The sequence below is a fragment of the Pseudomonas atacamensis genome (assembly GCF_017167965.1).
GTDB classification, from domain to species: Bacteria; Pseudomonadota; Gammaproteobacteria; order Pseudomonadales; family Pseudomonadaceae; genus Aquipseudomonas; species Aquipseudomonas atacamensis.
This window is the reverse complement of the sequence record NZ_CP070503.1, coordinates 2,503,356-2,520,099: the sequence shown is the minus strand read 5'-3', so window position 1 is coordinate 2,520,099 and position 16,744 is coordinate 2,503,356. Positions and strand designations below refer to the sequence as shown.

Below are 16,744 nucleotides of genomic sequence, written 5' to 3'. Positions count from 1 at the left end.
TACCGGCCTGCCCGCAGACCACCAGCGGCGGCTGTTGATATGCATCAAGTCGCAGACGTTCGGGTAGCAACTATAGTTGTGCAACGCCGTGCCTTTTCTTTGCTGGAGACTCCGCTCATGCAAGCCATTCGCAGCATTCTGGTGGTCATCGAACCTGAACATGCAGAAAGCCTGGCGCTCAAGCGCGCCAAGCTGATCGCCGGTGTCACCCAGGCCCATCTGCATCTGCTGGTGTGTGACAAGAAGCATGACCACGCCGGCCTGCTCAGCGTGCTCAAGGCGGCATTGCTCGCCGAAGGCTACAGCGTGACCACCGAACAGGCGTGGAACGAGAGCCTGCACGAAACCATCATCGATGTGCAGCAGGCCGAGGGATGCGGCCTGGTGATCAAACAGCACTTTCCCGACAGCTCGCTGAAAAAAGCCCTGCTGACCCCGGCCGACTGGAAGCTCCTGCGCCACTGCCCTACCCCGGTGCTGCTGGTGAAAACCGCCGGTTCGTGGAAAGACAAAGTGATTCTCGCTGCCGTCGATGTCGGCAATGCCGACGGTGAGCATCGGCATTTGCACAGCACCATCATCGATCACGGCTATGACATCGCCAGTCTGGCCAAAGCGCACCTGCATGTGATTACCGCGCATCCGTCGCCGATGCTCTCGGCGGCGGACCCGACGTTTCAGCTGAAATCGACCATAGAAGCCAAATACCGCGAGCAGTGCCGGGCGTTTCAGGCGGAGTTCGATGTCGATGACGAGCACCTGCACATCGAGGAAGGCCCGGCAGATGTGCTGATCCCGTTCATGGCGAACAAGCTCCAGGCGGCAGTAACGGTAATTGGCACGGTGGCGCGCAGTGGTCTGTCAGGCGCGTTGATCGGCAATACCGCTGAAGCGGTGCTGGATACGCTGGAAAGCGATGTCCTGGTGCTCAAGCCGCAGGAGGTTGAGGATCATCTGGTGGAACTGACGGCAAAACACTGAGGATTGCCATGCCTGACTGGCGCTTTCGCGAGCAGGCTCGCTCCCACATCTGGAATGCATTTCCCTGTGGGAGCGAGCCTGCTCGCGAAGCTTTTGCTGTTCAGGCGCCGAAGGCGTCTTTCAGAAAGCCCGGGGCGATGTAGCGCTGATAATGCGCTTCCGACAGCAGGAAGAATTCCCGATCAATGGCATCGCGCAGTTCCGGCAGGTTCCAGTCGCGGAACTCCGGCAGCAACACCATCCCGTACGCCTCAAGATTAATGATCACCCGCGCGCCCCGGGCAATCAGCTGATAGGCCCAGCAATATTCCGACTGATGCGGTACGAAGCGGATCTTGCGCTGTTCGAGCTGCTCGCGCAGGCGCGCCGGATCGAAGATCTCGACTTTGCTCGCCATCACTTGTGACAGCAATTGCTCCAGACGCAGCCACACAGCACGCTTTTCCTCCTCGTTGTACCCGTTCCAATGGATCACTTCGTGGTGGAATCGCTTGCAGCCACGGCACACCAGGTCACCGTAAACGGTGGAGCAGAGGCCGACGCAGGGGGTCTTGATGGTCTGATTGGGCATAAATGGGCAGAACACTGAAACGCGGAACAGGCCGGCATGTTAGCCCTTTGTAGGGCATTGATCACCCCTCAAACAGCAAGGTCTCGCCGGCGTCGCAAGTTTGCTCCGGCCGCGCTGATTGCCACGAAAGTCCAATAGAGCGCGACTTACCTTTAAATTTTTTTTGCCGTAGAATCAGCCAGCCTTTTAAGGCGCCAATGTCCGTTAGAAGCTGTTTTCAAAGCGTCACGAGCACAGTCGTTCCTTCAGAGCGGTGTTGGCGAAGGGTTTTTCCAGCGGGGAAAAGCCCAACGCCAACCCTCATCAGCTCCCCGTTCTGCAGGCGTAAAACTTTGAAAGCAGCTTCTGTAAGGAATTGCCGGTAATTCTGGCCGAACGACCCACAACGTCGTGAGGCGCATGAGTACGGCAATTTCGGGATGAGCGTCCCGGACACCCATTTGGGACCACTGATGAGGGTAATAACTGTGCTTGAAGCCTACCGCAAACATATCGAAGAGCGTGCAGCCCTGGGTATCGTTCCCCAGCCGCTTAACGCCGAACAAACAGCAGGCCTGATCGAGCTGCTGAAGAACCCTCCGGCTGGCGAAGAAGCTTTCCTCGTTGACCTGATCACCAATCGCGTACCACCTGGAGTGGACGAAGCCGCCTACGTCAAGGCAGGTTTCCTGTCTGCCCTGGCCAAGGGCGAAGCCACCTCCCCTCTGCTGGACAAGAAACGCGCTGTCGAACTGCTCGGCACCATGCAGGGCGGCTACAACATCGTCACCCTCGTTGAACTGCTGGACGACGCCGAGCTCGCGCCAGTCGCCGCCGAAGAACTCAAGCACACCCTGCTGATGTTCGACGCCTTCCACGACGTCGCTGAAAAAGCCAAGAACGGCAACGTTCACGCCAAGGCCGTGCTGCAATCCTGGGCTGACGGCGAGTGGTTCAAGAAGCGCCCGGTCCTGGCCGACAAGATCAGCCTGCGCGTATTCAAGGTCACCGGCGAAACCAACACCGACGACCTCTCCCCTGCGCCAGACGCCTGGTCGCGTCCTGACATCCCGCTGCACGCCCTGGCCATGCTGAAAATGGCCCGTGACGGCATCGTTCCGGACGAGCAAGGCAAGACCGGCCCGATGAAGCAGATCGAAGAAATGCGCGGCCAGGGCTTCCCGATCGCCTACGTCGGTGACGTGGTCGGTACCGGTTCCTCGCGTAAATCGGCCACCAACTCGGTGCTGTGGTTCTTCGGCGACGACATCCCGTACGTGCCGAACAAGCGCGCTGGCGGTTTCTGCTTCGGCAGCAAGATCGCTCCGATCTTCTACAACACCATGGAAGATGCCGGCGCCCTGCCGATCGAGTTCGACGTGTCGAACATGAACATGGGCGACGTGATCGACCTGTACCCGCACGCTGGCAAAGTCTGCAAGCACGGTACCGACGAAGTCATCACCACTTTCGAAATGAAAACCCCGGTGCTGCTGGACGAAGTCCGTGCCGGCGGTCGTATTCCGCTGATCATCGGCCGTGGTCTGACCGAAAAGGCTCGCGCCGAACTGGGTCTGCCAGCGTTCGATCTGTTCAAGAAGCCGGAAGCTCCGGCTGAAAGCACCAAGGGTTTCACCCTGGCGCAGAAAATGGTCGGCAAGGCCTGCGGTCTGGCAGAAGGCCAGGGCGTGCGTCCTGGCACCTACTGCGAACCGAAGATGACCACCGTGGGTTCTCAGGACACCACCGGTCCAATGACCCGTGACGAACTGAAAGACCTGGCGTGCCTGGGCTTCTCCGCTGATCTGGTGATGCAGTCGTTCTGCCACACCGCGGCCTATCCAAAGCCGATCGACGTGACCACCCACCACACCCTGCCTGACTTCATCATGACCCGCGGCGGCGTCTCCCTGCGTCCGGGCGACGGCATCATCCACTCGTGGCTGAACCGCATGCTGTTGCCGGACACCGTCGGTACCGGTGGTGACTCGCACACCCGTTTCCCGATGGGCATCTCGTTCCCGGCCGGTTCCGGTCTGGTCGCGTTCGCTGCAGCCACTGGTGTAATGCCACTGGACATGCCGGAATCGATCCTGGTGCGCTTCAAGGGCAAGATGAAACCTGGCATCACCCTGCGTGACCTGGTTCATGCCATTCCGTACTTCGCTATCCAGAACGGTCTGCTGACCGTCGAGAAGAAAGGCAAGAAAAACGCCTTCTCCGGCCGCATCCTGGAAATCGAAGGCCTGGAAGGTCTGACCCTGGAGCAGGCGTTCGAACTGTCCGACGCCTCGGCCGAACGTTCGGCTGCCGGTTGCACCATCAAGCTGTCGAAAGAGTCGATCACCGAGTACCTGCAGTCCAACATCACCCTGCTGCGCTGGATGATCGGCGAAGGCTACGGCGATGCGCGTACCCTGGAACGTCGTGCTCAAGCGATGGAAGCCTGGATCGCCAATCCTGAGCTGATGGAAGCCGATGCCGACGCCGAATACGCCGAAGTCATCGAAATCGATCTGGCCGAGATCAACGAGCCTGTGCTCTGCGCGCCGAACGATCCGGACGACGCCCGTCTGCTGTCCAGCGTTGCTGGCGAGAAGATCGACGAAGTGTTCATCGGTTCGTGCATGACCAACATCGGTCACTTCCGCGCTGCCGGTAAACTGCTGGATCAGGTCAAGGGTCAGCTGCCAACCCGTCTGTGGCTGTCGCCGCCGACCAAGATGGACGCTCACCAACTGACCGAAGAAGGCTACTACGGCATCTACGGCAAGGCTGGCGCACGCATGGAAATGCCAGGCTGCTCGCTGTGCATGGGTAACCAGGCACGCGTTGAGCCGAACAGCACCGTGGTCTCCACGTCGACCCGTAACTTCCCGAACCGTCTGGGCGACGGCGCGAACGTCTACCTGGCCTCGGCCGAGCTGGCGTCCGTTGCTTCGATCCTGGGTCGCCTGCCGACCGTCGAGGAGTACATGGAATACGCTGGCAAGATCGACAGCATGGCGGCCGATGTCTACCGCTACCTGTCCTTCGACCAGATCGCCGAGTTCCGTGAAGCTGCTGCGAACGCCAAGATCCCGGTCGTTCAAGCCTAACGCTGCAAGGCAATAAAAAACGCCGCCCATCGTGAGATGAGCGGCGTTTTTTTTGATCGTTCCCACGCTCCGCGTGGGAATGCAGCCCCGGACGCTCTGCGTCCCCAAGCGTGACGCAGAGCGTCACAAGAGGCATTCCCACGCAGAGCGTGGGAACGATCAGTCATTACACAGCCAGCTTGTAAACCAGCGCCGAAATCGCCACCAGCCCGACTGCCGTAACAAATACGTTCGACGCCTGACCGCGATAGCGCGCCATCGCTGGCACTTTGCGAATCGCGTACATCGGCATCAGGAACAGAATCGCCGCAATCACCGGCCCACCGACGGTTTCGATCATGCCCAGGATGCTCGGATCAAGCGTTGCGACGATCCAGCAGATCACCAGCATGAACGCCGCCACGATGCGATCCAGCGCCTTGGCGCCCGGACGTCTGCCGCTCTTGACGATCAGGCCCTTGAGGCCTTCGCTGGCCCCGATGTAATGACCGAGGAACGACTTGGAGATCGCCACAAACGCAATCAACGGCGCCGCAAACTCGATGGTCGGGTTGCTGAAGTGGTTGGCCAGGTACGACAGGATCGAAAGATTCTGCTCTTTCGCCTCAGCCAGTTGCTCTGGCGACAGGGTCAGCACGCAACTGAATACGAAGAACAGCACCAAAATGACCATCAATGCATGAGCGCGCGCGAGGATCTGTGAGCTGCGCTCGTCGGCGTGCACACCGTAACGACGCTTCTGGTCCATCGCGAACGCCGAGATGATCGGCGAATGGTTGAACGAGAACACCATCACCGTAATCGCCAGCCACAGCGTGTGCAGCAGCGCTGACGGCGCCGGCACTTGCGACGCGGTGGCGAGGATGCCGCCATTCCAGTGCGGAATCAGGTACACGCCAAGGAACAGCAGCGCAACGATGAACGGATAGACCATCAGGCTCATGGCTTTGACGATCGCCTGCTCACCGCAACGCACCACGGCCAGCAGGCCGAGAATCAGCACGAACGACAGCAACGCGCGCGGCGGCGGCGTGATGTGCAGTTGGTGTTCGAGGAAACTGGCGACCGTGTTGGTCAGGCCGACGCTGTAGATCAACAGGATCGGGAAGATGGCAAAGAAGTACAGCAGCGTGATCAAGGCACCGGCCTTGATACCGAAATGCTGCTCGACCACTTCGGTAATATCGGCACCTTCGCGACCGGACAGCACAAAACGGGTCAGCCCACGGTGCGCGTAAAACGTCATCGGGAAGGCCAGCAGCGCGAGGATCACCAGCGGCCAGAAGCCCCCCAGCCCTGCGTTGATCGGCAAAAACAGGGTGCCGGCGCCAATGGCCGTCCCAAACAGTCCCAGCATCCAGGTGGTGTCCTGGCGATTCCAGCTCGAAAGTTCAGCGGGTGCTGCTGCGTCGAAGCGCTTTTCGAGGCTATTGGCCTGATCATTCATCCGGTCGGATCTCCGCATTCCGGTCACTTGCCACTCGGTCAGGACGCGTCGGAAAAAACCGACAGACATGCTCCGGCCGAAACAGGGGCGCGATTCTCCGTGATAAATCAATGCAAGCAAAGACTTAGCTGAGGAATGGTTGTGCGGAGCAGACCGATGGGGAGTCGTTTTCGGAATGCTTTTTGCCGTTTCCAGCTACGCTGCATGTCGTTTTCTGGCAGTTTTTCCGGCACCGTGCGCAGCCGGAACGATCAGATCAATCGAGCGACCAGAAAGCCAAACGACATGCAAAGCAAGGCAAGACTCAGCAATGCGAGGATCGGAACGATGTCGCCTCGCTGCTGGAGGCGCAACCTTTCTACGTACTCGTCGTGCTCTCGATCGGAACGGTCAATCATGGCTTGGCGGTCGAACGTACTCATGGTGATTTCCTTTTTCGCGGGTAACGGGTTGGATAGAGCGAAACGCGCACATTCATAACTTGAGCGAAAGGCCGATCAAGGCCGCTGTCGCGGTCAACATTCCGGCCACTACCGCAACCGGGTAGAAATAGGTTTCCCATTTCATCTTTTTTTCTTCCGCCACAAGTTTTTTCCTCTCGGCCACAAGCTTGCGTATTTCATTCAACAGCTTGTCCAGTTCGAGGTTTTCCCGGTCGTTTTGAAGCATTCGCCTTCCCTGGCTGGTGGCAGCTATCGCGCAAGCTGCTCTGAGGCGTGATGATTTCGCATCCATACGGGTGCTGACCAGCAGACGCATCTGCCATTCCCGTAGGCAAAATCCGCGAGTCACGTAAGCCTCCTCATACACGGTATTTGCAATATTCCAGACCAATTACCTACCAGAACCCTGCCCTTGATCTAGCGTGTGAGAAGCCATAACCCAAGGAGCCTCCCATGCCACTGGTCCGCGTCGACATCCAGCAAAATCCCGATCCCACTTTCGCCAGGCGCATCGGCGAACAGATCTACGCCGCTCTGCGCAGCTGTATCGATGTGCCCGAGCACGACAACTTCCAGATTCTCAACGAACATGACGCCCAGCATTTCGTTTATGACCCGCAATACCTCGGCATCCAGCGCAGCGACGGCGTGGTGTTCATCCAGATCACCATCAGCGAAGGGCGCAGCGTGGAAAAGAAACAATTGCTGTTCAAAACCATTGCCGAGCGCCTGCATGCGCAACTGGGTATTCGCCTGGAGGATGTGTTCATCAATCTGCTGGAGGTAAAGAAAGAGAACTGGTCGTTCGGTAATGGTGTTGCGCAATACGTCAGCTGATGGGTCGTGCGCCATGCCTGCGTACTTGCTTGTTCCACGAACCCGTCCAGAATCAAAGCACCACTGCGTGAATGCAACGATTGCCAAGCCGCTGCGGATTCAGCACTCTGAGTCGACTTTCGCGACCCACCCGCCGCCAATCACAGGAGCCGCGCAATGCCCGCAACCGTTCTGGTACTGGTTGAAACGATCAATGACTATCTGCCGATTCTTGAGCATCAGGGATTCCACCTGATCCTTGCACCAACGCCAGCCGAACGCGCGCAAGCCATCGCCACCCATGGCAGTCGCGTCGACGCCGTGCTGACTCGTGGCCCGCTGGGCCTGACTGCGCAAGAGATCAGCGCCCTGCCCGCCCTGAAAATCATCACGGTGATCGGCGCCGGTTATGAACAGGTCGATCTGCAAGCAGCCAGTGACCGCGGGATCACCGTCACCAATGGCGCCGGAGTCAATGCCTCGTCAGTGGCCGATCATGCGATGGCATTGCTGCTGGCATTGGTCCGCGACATCCCGCGCTGCGATGCCGCCGTGCGCCGCGGTGAATGGCCGAAAATCATGCGCCCGTCGCTGGCCGGCAAGCGTCTGGGCATCCTCGGGCTGGGCGCCGTGGGCATGGCGATTGCCAAGCGTGCGGAGCTGGGTTTCGACATGCAGATCAGCTACCACAACCGCCAGGTGCGCAGCGACGTCGCTTATGCGTTCTGCTCGACACCGACCGATCTGGCGCGAGCTTCGGACTTTCTGGTCGTTGCCACGCCTGGTGGCATTGCTACTCAACATCTGGTGACGCGAGCCGTGCTCGATGCCCTCGGCCCCAAGGGATTTATCGTCAACATCGCCCGCGCCAGCGTTATCGCAACGGCAGACCTGATCACTGCACTCGAACAACGTCGTATCGCCGGCGCAGCGCTGGACGTGTTCGATCACGAACCGGAAGTGCCTGATGCCCTGAAACACCTCAGCAACGTTGTGCTGACCCCACACGTCGCCGGGCTTTCCCCTGAAGCCACGCAAGGCACTGTCGAACTGGTCGGCAAAAACCTGATGGCGTTTTTCTCCGGGCAACCGGTGCTGACGCCTGTCGCCCTGCCACCGAAACTGAGCAACCAGCGCGTGCATTAAGGCGCGCAGGATCCTCGGTCTGCGCCGCTGCTCGCCCCATTCTCAAAGTTGATTATCCAGCAACACGCTAACCTATAAGACCGACCCGCGCTTGTGAGCACCCGAGCGCGCCATTAGATTAGCCAATGATGTCTGGCCTCCAAAATAAGCAGAAGGGATAAGCATGGCGCTTACTGACCAGTCCACCCGGATCCGCGCGGGCGAAGAACTCGATGCCAGCCTGATCGATCCGTACCTCAAGGCGCACATTCCCGGCCTGACCGGCACGCCGCAGATCAGCCAGTTTCCCGGCGGCGCGTCGAACCTGACCTACCTGCTGGAATACCCGGAGCAGGAATTCGTTCTGCGCCGCCCGCCGTTCGGCCACAAGGCCAAATCCGCCCACGACATGGGCCGTGAGTTCCGCATTCTCAACCAACTGCGCGACGGCTTTCCGTATTGCCCGAAGGCCTACGTCCATTGCACTGACGAGGCCGTCATCGGCGCCGAGTTCTATGTGATGGAACGGGTCAAAGGCATCATCCTGCGCGCCGAACTGCCGCCGGAACTGGGCCTTGATTCGGCGAAAACCGAAGCGCTGTGCAAAAGCTTCATCGACCGCTTCGTCGAACTGCATCGGGTCGATTACAACGCCTGCGGCCTCGGCGATCTGGGCAAGCCCGAAGGCTACGTCGCGCGGCAGATCAGGGGCTGGAGCGAGCGCTACGAAAAAGCCCTGACCCCGGACGCGCCGCACTGGGAAGCAGTCAAAGCCTGGCTCAACGACAAGATGCCGGCCGACCACCCGACCTCAAGCATCGTCCACAACGACTACCGCTTCGACAACGTCATCCTCGACCCGGCCAATCCGATGCAGATCATCGGCGTGCTCGACTGGGAACTGACCACCCTCGGCGACCCGCTGATGGACCTGGGCAACACCCTCGCCTACTGGATCGAAGCCGGTGACCCGGCACCGGTGCAACTGATGCGCCGCCAGCCAAGCCACGCACCGGGCATGCTGACCCGCCGCGAATTCGTCGACTACTACGCCGAGCGCTCGGGCATCCGCATCGACAATTTCGACTTCTACTACACCTACGGCCTGTTCCGCCTGGCCGGCATCGTGCAGCAGATCTACTACCGCTTCTACCATGGCCAGACGCAGGACAAACGCTTCGCGCAGTTCATTCACATGAACAAACTGCTGGAGCAGATGAGCCTGCAGGTCATCCAGAAATCCAGCCTCTGATCCGGGCCAATAACAAGACTTCCAACAAGGGAAACCCATGTCCAAGACTCAGTTGTTCGACCTCGACGGCAAAATCGCTTTCGTCTCCGGTGCCAGCCGTGGCATCGGTGAAGCCATCGCCAAACTGCTGGCCCAGCAAGGCGCCCATGTGATCGTCTCGAGCCGCAAGCTCGAAGGCTGCCAACACGTCGCCGACGCCATCACCGCCGCCGGCGGCAAGGCAACAGCCGTGGCCTGCCACATCGGTGAGATGGAGCAGATCAGCCAGGTCTTCGCCGGGATCAAGGAACAATTCGGCCGCCTCGACATCCTCGTCAACAACGCCGCAACCAATCCGCAATTCTGCAACGTACTCGACACCGATCTGGGCGCGTTCCAGAAGACCGTCGATGTAAACATTCGCGGTTACTTCTTCATGTCGGTCGAAGCCGGCAAGCTGATGCGCGAAAACGGTGGCGGCAGCATCATCAACGTCGCCTCGATCAACGGCATCTCGCCGGGTATCTTCCAGGGCATTTACTCGGTGACCAAAGCGGCGGTCATCAACATGACCAAAGTCTTCGCCAAGGAATGCGCGCAATTCGGCATCCGCTGCAACGCCCTGCTCCCCGGCCTGACCGACACCAAATTCGCCTCGGCGCTGGTCAAGAACGATGCGATTCTGAAACAGGCACTGACCCAGATCCCGCTCAAACGCGTAGCCGACCCAAGCGAAATGGCCGGCGCGGTGTTGTACCTGGCCAGCGATGCGTCGAGCTACACCACTGGTGTGGCGCTGAATGTGGATGGCGGGTTCCTGTCCTGATTTCCAGGGCAAATTGCTAACCCGTGTGGGAGCGAGCCTGCTCGCGAAAGCGTTGGGTCAGTCAGCTGTGTTTTGACTGATACCACGCCTTCGCGAGCAGGCTCGCTCCCACAGGGTCACTGCTGGGTTCCAAGCCTCGTGCAATCGAGGAATCGCGAGTGTTATTGGGTTATGCAACGGGTAGTGGTGATGTGGCGAGTTACCTGCCCATCGACATACATATCTCCGGCAACCTCAGTATTCTCCAGCACCTCACACCGACGTTCCGGCGGTGGCGGCGGCGCGACAGGCGCAGGCGGTGGAGGACTGGAACAACCGGCCAACAGCACAGCAAGAAAAGCCAACGGCAATACGCGTTTCCCAGGATTATTCATAGGACGACCCGCGGTAAAGGGAGACAAACTCCCGCAACCCAACCGGCCGCGGAAGACCTGACCACTCATTCTTTATAGCTGAGCGCCTTGTTAGCGCCAGTGGATTGGGGAGATTGGCTGGGATTGGCTGTCGGTTTTGCGGGTATTGTCCGGCAAAGGGCTGGATTGAGATCATCGTTGCAGGCGAGGTCCTCATCGCGAGCAGGCTCGCTCCCACAGAAAAGCAAAATCAAAATCAAAAGATCGCAGCCTTCGGCAGCTCCTACACACGATGAGCGTTAGCTCGAGTACCGCTTTTGATCTTGATCTCAGAGCCCGTCGGCAGGCTGAGTGGAGGGATTGATCCGGGCGTGGGAGCGCAGCGACCGTACGACGCAGTCGTACACAGCGAGTGTAGGTGCAGCGAAGCAAACCGGAGCCGCTGCGCCAGGATCGATCCCAGAGCGAAGGAACCCCGAGCCTCAGCGAGCGGGCCGAACGTCAGGGCGAAGACCTTTTGGTTCCTTTTGGGGCGTTTGCCAAAAGGGACTCGCCGTAAGGGCGAAACCGCCAGCCGCAACACCCGCAGAAACGGAGATACACCCAACCCCCCCAGAGCATGGCCGGCCCAAAGGCCGCCAAGACCCAAAGCGCGCTTAAGCCAAATCCGGATCCCGCGAAGAACGCAAGGAATTGCTCTCAAGCTCATACCGCAACTCATCCACCAACGCCTCGACCGCCCCAGGCGTACGCAGCGAAGCCAGATCCAGCCCGCTGATCACCAGATCCACCTGCCCCGAATCCCGGTGATACAACTTGACCGTCAGCGAATGATCACCATCCACCGAACACTCACAAGCCAGCGGCGCAAAACTGTGCTCGAGCCGAGCGCGCAACTGCGCAAGATTCATCATTGACGTTGTTCCTATGACTGTTTCAAAAGGGGCACGATCGCAAACCCGAAATGGTCTACACCGCACCCCACCAGCCTAAGAACACAACGCCTTGGCCAATACATGAATTTGCACCCTTGTAACTAGTGCATTTGCACCCCTCAACGCTGGCCCTTGGTGCCCCACTCTCCCGAAAACAAACCGCGCTCCCGAGCCCAGACGATCGCCTCGCTGCGGCTATGCACATCGATTTTCGAGTACACAGTGGCAACATGATTGCGCACGGTATTGGGCGCCAGTTTCAACCGCGCGGCGATCTCCTTGTCCGCCAGTCCTTCACAGATCAAACCCAGCACATCGCGTTCACGGGCCGTCAGGTCAGTGAACGAGGCACTTGGCAGCTGCGGCGAGTTGATCTTCTTCACGTTGGCCAGCTTTTCGATCAGCGTCCGGCTGAACCACGACGCATCCTTCATCACCTCTTCAATCGCCGCGACCAGCTCAAGCTCAGTGCGCTTGCGCTCGGTCATGTCCATCAACACCAGCAAATAGCAGGACGTGTCGTGAATGTTCACGGTGTCGGCCGAGACCGCACACTCCAGCAACTCCTCGTCCTTCTTGCGCACCGGCACATCGACCCGATCCACCCGACCGTTCTTCGCCAGCGCCGACAATAACCGGGTGCGCGCGCCGTCATCGTGGATGAAGCTCAATTGCGTCACGGTTTTGCCGAGTACGTCATCGCTGTCATAGGCCAGGGTATCGAGGAATGCCTGGTTGACGTCGATGACCTCCTGCTTTTCAGCGGTGCAGATCAGAATCGGCACCGGAGTCAGACGAAAAGCCTTGGCAAAGCGCTCCTCGCTCTGACGCAAGGCCACTTCGACCCGGCGCCGGGGCTCCATGTCGACGAAAGAGAACAGCATGCAATTCTCGTCATTGAGCAGCAACGGCTGACCGGCAACGATCACCTGTTTACTGCCACCGTCGGGGAGGCGCAGTTCCGCCTGCATTTGCGGAATGGTCGCGACATCGCGCAAGCGCTGAACAGCCAGATCGCGCTGATCGGCCTGCTCGAAGATATCGATTTCGTAAGCCGAGGTGCCGATCACCTGATCGCGGGTATAGCCGGTCATTTCCAGAAAGCCCGGGTTGACCTTGATGTAGCGCAAATCGCTGAGACGACAGATCACTGCCGGCGCGGGGTTGGCGTTGAAGGTTTTTTCGAAACGCTGCTCGGCGTTGGCCCAGTCGGTAACGTCGCTCATGATCAGCACCAGCGACTCGGGCTGGCCGACGCGGTCGGTCAGCACCATGCTGCGCACGCTGTGCACCCAGACCCGCTCCGGGTCGTCCACGGACGAGACTTCGATCAGCACATCATTGAACGCCTCGCAGCGGGCGACACGGCTGATCGGGTAGTTGTCCGGCGGCAAGACATGATTGTTGCGATAGCGCAGCGTGAAGCGTTTGGCGTACTCGTCGGCGTTGCTGCCCAGATCACCGATGGTGCTGACACCGTGCATGGTCAGCGCCGCTTCGTTGGCCCAGAGAATGCTTTTGTCGAGTTCCAGCAGAATCACCCCGTCCGACAGCCCGGCGATGATCTGCTGCAACTGGCGACGGTTGGTTTCGGTGGTCAGGACTTCCTGGCTCATTGGATCTCCACACTGTGATGCGGCTAGGTGAAGAGTACGACCGCAGCGGCTCGGGATCGTGCCACAGCCTCAAAATCGCCAGAAATCCCCTGTGGGAGCGAGCCTGCTCGCGTAAGCGCTGGGTCAGATAGACCATTCGGTGACTGACCCGGCGCATTCGCGAGCAGGCTCGCTCCCACAGGTTTGCTTGGTGTGTTTACCTTAGGCGGCACGCTCGCTGTCCGCCACCATCGCCGAAGCCGCGAGCATCGCCCTTAGCAACACCGCGCACCCCGCCGCCAGATCATCCGGTGCGGCATTCTCTATTTCGTTATGGCTGATCCCACCCTCGCATGGCACAAAAATCATTCCCGCCGGGCCTAACTCAGCGAGGAAGATCGCGTCATGCCCGGCGCCACTGACAATGTCCATGTGCGACAGACCCAGCCCTTTCGCGGCGCCGCGCACCGCCTCCACACAGCCCTTTTCGAAGTACAGCGGCGGGAAGTCGGCGGTCGGGGTCAGTTCATAGGTGAGGCCGTGCTCTTCGCAGGTCGCATCGATCACTTGTTTCACTTCGGCAATCATCGAATCCAGCCGCGCCGGCTCCAGATGCCGGAAGTCGAGGGTCATGCGCACTTCGCCGGGGATCACGTTGCGCGAGCCGGGATAGGCTTGCAGGCAGCCGACCGTGCCGCAGGCGTGAGGCTGATGGCCGAGGGCGGCGCGGTTGACGGCGCCGACGATCACCGAGGCGCCGACCAGGGCATCCTTGCGCAGGTGCATCGGCGTCGGGCCGGCGTGGGCTTCGACGCCGCGCAATTTCAGGTCGAACCACTTCTGCCCGAGCGCGCCGAGTACCACACCGATGGTTTTCTCTTCGTCCTCGAGGATCGGGCCTTGCTCGATGTGCGCTTCGAAATACGCGCCGACCGCGTGCCCGCTGACCTTGCGCGGGCCGGCGTAGCCGATGGCATTCAGTGCTTCGCCGACGGTGACACCGTCGGCGTCGACCTTGGCGAGGGTTTCTTCGAGGGTGAATTTCTCGGCGAAGACTCCGGAGCCCATCATGCACGGGGCGAAGCGTGAGCCCTCTTCGTTGGTCCAGACCACCACTTCCAGCGGCGCTTCGGTTTCCACGCCGAGGTCGTTGAGGGTACGCAGCACTTCGACGCCGGCGAGCACGCCGAAGCAACCGTCGAACTTGCCACCGGTGGGTTGAGTGTCGATGTGGCTGCCGGTCATCACGGGTGGCAGGTTCGGGTTGCGCCCGGCGCGCCGGGCGAAAATGTTGCCCACGGCATCGACCGTGACGCTGCAACCGGCGTCCTTGCACCATTGCACGAACAGGTCGCGGGCCTGGCGGTCGAGGTCGGTCAGGGCCAGGCGACAGACGCCGCCCTTGACCGTGGCGCCGAGTCTGGCCAGTTCCATGAGCGAGGCCCAGAGGCGATCGCGGTTGATGTGCTGATGGGTGGATTGCAGAACGTCTACGGCTGCGTTCATGGGGATCTCCTCAATGCTGATGCCGATAGTGCCCATGCTCTGCGTGGGCATTCATCCATGGACGCTCTGCGTCCGCTGTTGGGACGCGGAGCGTCCCGGGCTGCGTTCCCACGCAGAGCGTGGGAACGATCATGTGTTACACCGCTGTTTTCACGGCAGAAGGCTGCGCCCGCATCACGCACAACCCGTAATAAATAATCCCGCCCAGCGCCGAGCCGGTGAACCAGCCATAGCTGTAGAACCAGCTGAACGCGTCGCTGCCCAGCGACAGCAAGGTCAGCGCCACCGGAACGCCAAAGGCGAGAAAACCCGCCCGGTTCCACGCCGGATACACGTCATCGCGGTACAGCCCGGCGAGGTCCAGTCGCTGTTTCTTGATCAGGAAATAATCCACCACCATGATCCCGGCGATCGGCCCGAGCAGGCTCGAATAGCCCAGCAGCCAGTTCGAGTACACGGTTTCCAGGCTGATGTCGGAAACGATCAGGCCAAGCTTTTTCAGCAGTTCATGACCCATCAGCACCAGCCCGACCAGACCGGTGAGCAACACCGCTTTGGTGCGGTTGATCACCTTCGGCGCGATGTTCTGGAAGTCATTGGTTGGCGAGACGATATTGGCGGCGGTGTTGGTCGACAGTGTGGCAACGATGATCAGCGCCATGGCCACCGCGACCCACACCGGGCTCTGGATATGGCCGATCAGCGTGACCGGGTCGGACACGGTGACGCCGACCAGTTTCACCGATGCGGCGGTCATCACCACGCCCAGCGCAGCGAAGAGGAACATGGTCAGCGGCAGGCCGAAAATCTGCCCGAGGATCTGATCCTTCTGGCTCTTGGCGTAGCGACTGAAGTCGGGAATGTTCAGCGACAGCGTGGCCCAGAATCCGACCATCGCCGTCAGCCCTGCCGCGAAGTAACTGACCACGCTGGCGCCTTCCGGACGCTTGGGCGGGATCGCCAGCAACTCAGTCATCGACACATTGGGCATCGCCCACACCAGCAGGCCTATGCCCACCGCCACCAGTAACGGCGCCGACAAGGTTTCCAGCCATTTGATCGACTCGGCACCGCGAATCACCACCCACAGATTCAGCGCCCAGAACACCATGAAACCGATCACCTCGCCGGTGCCGCCGAGGGATTTCCAGCCCTCGAACACCGAGCCGAGAAACAGGTGAATCGCCAGTCCGCCGAACATGGTCTGGATGCCGAACCAGCCACACGCCACCAACGCGCGGATCAGGCACGGCACGTTGGAACCGAGAATGCCGAACGACGAGCGCAGCAGCACCGGAAACGGAATGCCGTACTTGGTGCCGGGGAAAGCATTGAGGGTCAGCGGAATCAACACGATGACGTTGGCAAACAGAATCGCCAACAGTGCTTCGCCGACGCTCAAGCCGAAATAAGCGGTGAGCACGCCGCCGAGGGTGTAGGTCGGCACACAAATCGACATGCCGACCCACAGCGCGGTGATGTGCCATTTGTTCCAAGTGCGTTCGCGCACCTTGGTCGGTGCCATGTCGTGGTTGTAACGGGGACTGTCGAGGACGTCGCTGCCGGCTTCGAGCTCGCACAAGCCGTCGCGCTCGGTCACTTGTGATCTGGTCTGTTGCATGGCCGCTCCACTGTTCTTCTGATTATTTTTTGCTCATCAGGCGGCTGGCGCATACGGCGCCAACCGGACGATGGCCGGAGGAACTGACAACTTTCATGCACCGTCCATGGTGTCAGCGGCGGCATCAATAAACGTGCCGGGTCTGGCGCTGAACGCTTGGGCGGTGCACTGGACGCTTTGCAACTTTCTGATATTCATCAGTTTTAATTGAATATTC

General features: G+C 60.0%; 14 protein-coding genes. 6 read left to right on the top strand and 8 right to left on the bottom strand.

Translation table 11 applies throughout. The annotated features are described in order from the left end of the window. Positions 1 to 117 precede the first annotated feature (117 nt). The gene (locus tag JWU58_RS11550) at positions 118 to 981 is read left to right on the top strand and encodes a universal stress protein (protein WP_123442225.1); all 864 of its coding nucleotides are present in this window, start codon (positions 118 to 120) and stop codon (positions 979 to 981) included. Between the two features lie 100 nt (positions 982 to 1,081). On the opposite strand, the gene JWU58_RS11545 is transcribed toward JWU58_RS11550, so the two are convergent. After that, positions 1,082 to 1,552 carry a DUF1289 domain-containing protein gene (locus JWU58_RS11545; RefSeq protein ID WP_024013275.1) on the bottom strand — a complete coding sequence of 157 codons (471 nt, stop codon included), beginning with the start codon at positions 1,550 to 1,552 and terminating at the stop codon, positions 1,082 to 1,084. Between the two features lie 467 nt (positions 1,553 to 2,019). Between JWU58_RS11545 and acnB the strand changes: the two genes are divergently transcribed. Beyond that, complete coding sequence (acnB, locus tag JWU58_RS11540; protein WP_024013276.1) at positions 2,020 to 4,629, top strand: bifunctional aconitate hydratase 2/2-methylisocitrate dehydratase; 2,610 nt, start codon at positions 2,020 to 2,022, stop codon at positions 4,627 to 4,629. Between the two features lie 166 nt (positions 4,630 to 4,795). Here acnB and JWU58_RS11535 read toward each other — a convergent pair whose 3' ends face one another. The 3 genes from JWU58_RS11535 to JWU58_RS11525 all read right to left on the bottom strand — a co-directional run bounded on the left by JWU58_RS11535 (position 4,796) and on the right by JWU58_RS11525 (position 6,835). After that, positions 4,796 to 6,076, bottom strand: coding sequence for an HAAAP family serine/threonine permease (locus JWU58_RS11535; RefSeq protein ID WP_206421988.1), 1,281 nt, complete (start codon positions 6,074 to 6,076; stop codon positions 4,796 to 4,798). 251 nt (positions 6,077 to 6,327) lie between these two features. Beyond that, positions 6,328 to 6,498, bottom strand: a complete 171-nt coding sequence (locus JWU58_RS11530) for a hypothetical protein (RefSeq protein ID WP_177433339.1) — start codon at positions 6,496 to 6,498, stop codon at positions 6,328 to 6,330. Positions 6,499 to 6,550: 52 nt separating this feature from the next. Beyond that, entirely contained in the window at positions 6,551 to 6,835 is a 285-nt protein-coding gene (locus tag JWU58_RS11525) for a hypothetical protein (RefSeq protein ID WP_404939668.1), read from the bottom strand. Positions 6,836 to 6,972: 137 nt separating this feature from the next. Between JWU58_RS11525 and JWU58_RS11520 the strand changes: the two genes are divergently transcribed. The 4 genes from JWU58_RS11520 to JWU58_RS11505 all read left to right on the top strand — a co-directional run bounded on the left by JWU58_RS11520 (position 6,973) and on the right by JWU58_RS11505 (position 10,517). Then, positions 6,973 to 7,356 (top strand): tautomerase family protein, encoded by a 384-nt coding sequence (locus JWU58_RS11520; protein WP_016775121.1) that lies wholly within the window; start codon positions 6,973 to 6,975, stop codon positions 7,354 to 7,356. 156 nt (positions 7,357 to 7,512) lie between these two features. Next, positions 7,513 to 8,481 (top strand): 2-hydroxyacid dehydrogenase, encoded by a 969-nt coding sequence (locus JWU58_RS11515; RefSeq protein ID WP_125926941.1) that lies wholly within the window; start codon positions 7,513 to 7,515, stop codon positions 8,479 to 8,481. Between the two features lie 163 nt (positions 8,482 to 8,644). Continuing rightward, positions 8,645 to 9,712 (top strand): phosphotransferase family protein, encoded by a 1,068-nt coding sequence (locus JWU58_RS11510; protein ID WP_206421987.1) that lies wholly within the window; start codon positions 8,645 to 8,647, stop codon positions 9,710 to 9,712. A gap of 37 nt (positions 9,713 to 9,749) precedes the next feature. Continuing rightward, on the top strand, positions 9,750 to 10,517 hold the full coding sequence (locus JWU58_RS11505) for an SDR family oxidoreductase (RefSeq protein ID WP_024013283.1): 768 nt from the start codon (positions 9,750 to 9,752) through the stop codon (positions 10,515 to 10,517). Between the two features lie 1,009 nt (positions 10,518 to 11,526). Here JWU58_RS11505 and JWU58_RS11500 read toward each other — a convergent pair. From JWU58_RS11500 to JWU58_RS11485, 4 genes are all read right to left on the bottom strand, one after another. Next, positions 11,527 to 11,784, bottom strand: coding sequence for a DUF1652 domain-containing protein (locus JWU58_RS11500; RefSeq protein ID WP_024013284.1), 258 nt, complete (start codon positions 11,782 to 11,784; stop codon positions 11,527 to 11,529). Between the two features lie 140 nt (positions 11,785 to 11,924). Next, positions 11,925 to 13,421, bottom strand: a complete 1,497-nt coding sequence (locus tag JWU58_RS11495; protein ID WP_016775127.1) for a helix-turn-helix transcriptional regulator — start codon at positions 13,419 to 13,421, stop codon at positions 11,925 to 11,927. A gap of 201 nt (positions 13,422 to 13,622) precedes the next feature. Next, positions 13,623 to 14,906 carry a Zn-dependent hydrolase gene (locus JWU58_RS11490; RefSeq protein WP_125918691.1) on the bottom strand — a complete coding sequence of 428 codons (1,284 nt, stop codon included), beginning with the start codon at positions 14,904 to 14,906 and terminating at the stop codon, positions 13,623 to 13,625. Positions 14,907 to 15,042: 136 nt separating this feature from the next. After that, positions 15,043 to 16,527 carry an NCS1 family nucleobase:cation symporter-1 gene (locus tag JWU58_RS11485; protein WP_206421986.1) on the bottom strand — a complete coding sequence of 495 codons (1,485 nt, stop codon included), beginning with the start codon at positions 16,525 to 16,527 and terminating at the stop codon, positions 15,043 to 15,045. Positions 16,528 to 16,744: the final 217 nt, after the last annotated feature.

What these genes read in the sequence shown, in the direction of transcription:
- JWU58_RS11535 (WP_206421988.1), bottom strand. Translation starts at nt 6,076, where the DNA reads ATGAATGATCAGGCCAATAGCCTCGAAAAGCGCTTCGACGCAGCAGCA.
- JWU58_RS11545 (WP_024013275.1), bottom strand. Translation starts at nt 1,552, where the DNA reads ATGCCCAATCAGACCATCAAGACCCCCTGCGTCGGCCTCTGCTCCACC.
- JWU58_RS11485 (WP_206421986.1), bottom strand. Translation starts at nt 16,527, where the DNA reads ATGCAACAGACCAGATCACAAGTGACCGAGCGCGACGGCTTGTGCGAG.
- JWU58_RS11550 (WP_123442225.1), top strand. Translation starts at nt 118, where the DNA reads ATGCAAGCCATTCGCAGCATTCTGGTGGTCATCGAACCTGAACATGCA.
- JWU58_RS11500 (WP_024013284.1), bottom strand. Translation starts at nt 11,784, where the DNA reads ATGATGAATCTTGCGCAGTTGCGCGCTCGGCTCGAGCACAGTTTTGCG.
- JWU58_RS11490 (WP_125918691.1), bottom strand. Translation starts at nt 14,906, where the DNA reads ATGAACGCAGCCGTAGACGTTCTGCAATCCACCCATCAGCACATCAAC.
- JWU58_RS11510 (WP_206421987.1), top strand. Translation starts at nt 8,645, where the DNA reads ATGGCGCTTACTGACCAGTCCACCCGGATCCGCGCGGGCGAAGAACTC.
- JWU58_RS11525 (WP_404939668.1), bottom strand. Translation starts at nt 6,835, where the DNA reads ATGCGTCTGCTGGTCAGCACCCGTATGGATGCGAAATCATCACGCCTC.
- JWU58_RS11515 (WP_125926941.1), top strand. Translation starts at nt 7,513, where the DNA reads ATGCCCGCAACCGTTCTGGTACTGGTTGAAACGATCAATGACTATCTG.
- JWU58_RS11495 (WP_016775127.1), bottom strand. Translation starts at nt 13,421, where the DNA reads ATGAGCCAGGAAGTCCTGACCACCGAAACCAACCGTCGCCAGTTGCAG.
- JWU58_RS11530 (WP_177433339.1), bottom strand. Translation starts at nt 6,498, where the DNA reads ATGAGTACGTTCGACCGCCAAGCCATGATTGACCGTTCCGATCGAGAG.
- JWU58_RS11505 (WP_024013283.1), top strand. Translation starts at nt 9,750, where the DNA reads ATGTCCAAGACTCAGTTGTTCGACCTCGACGGCAAAATCGCTTTCGTC.
- JWU58_RS11520 (WP_016775121.1), top strand. Translation starts at nt 6,973, where the DNA reads ATGCCACTGGTCCGCGTCGACATCCAGCAAAATCCCGATCCCACTTTC.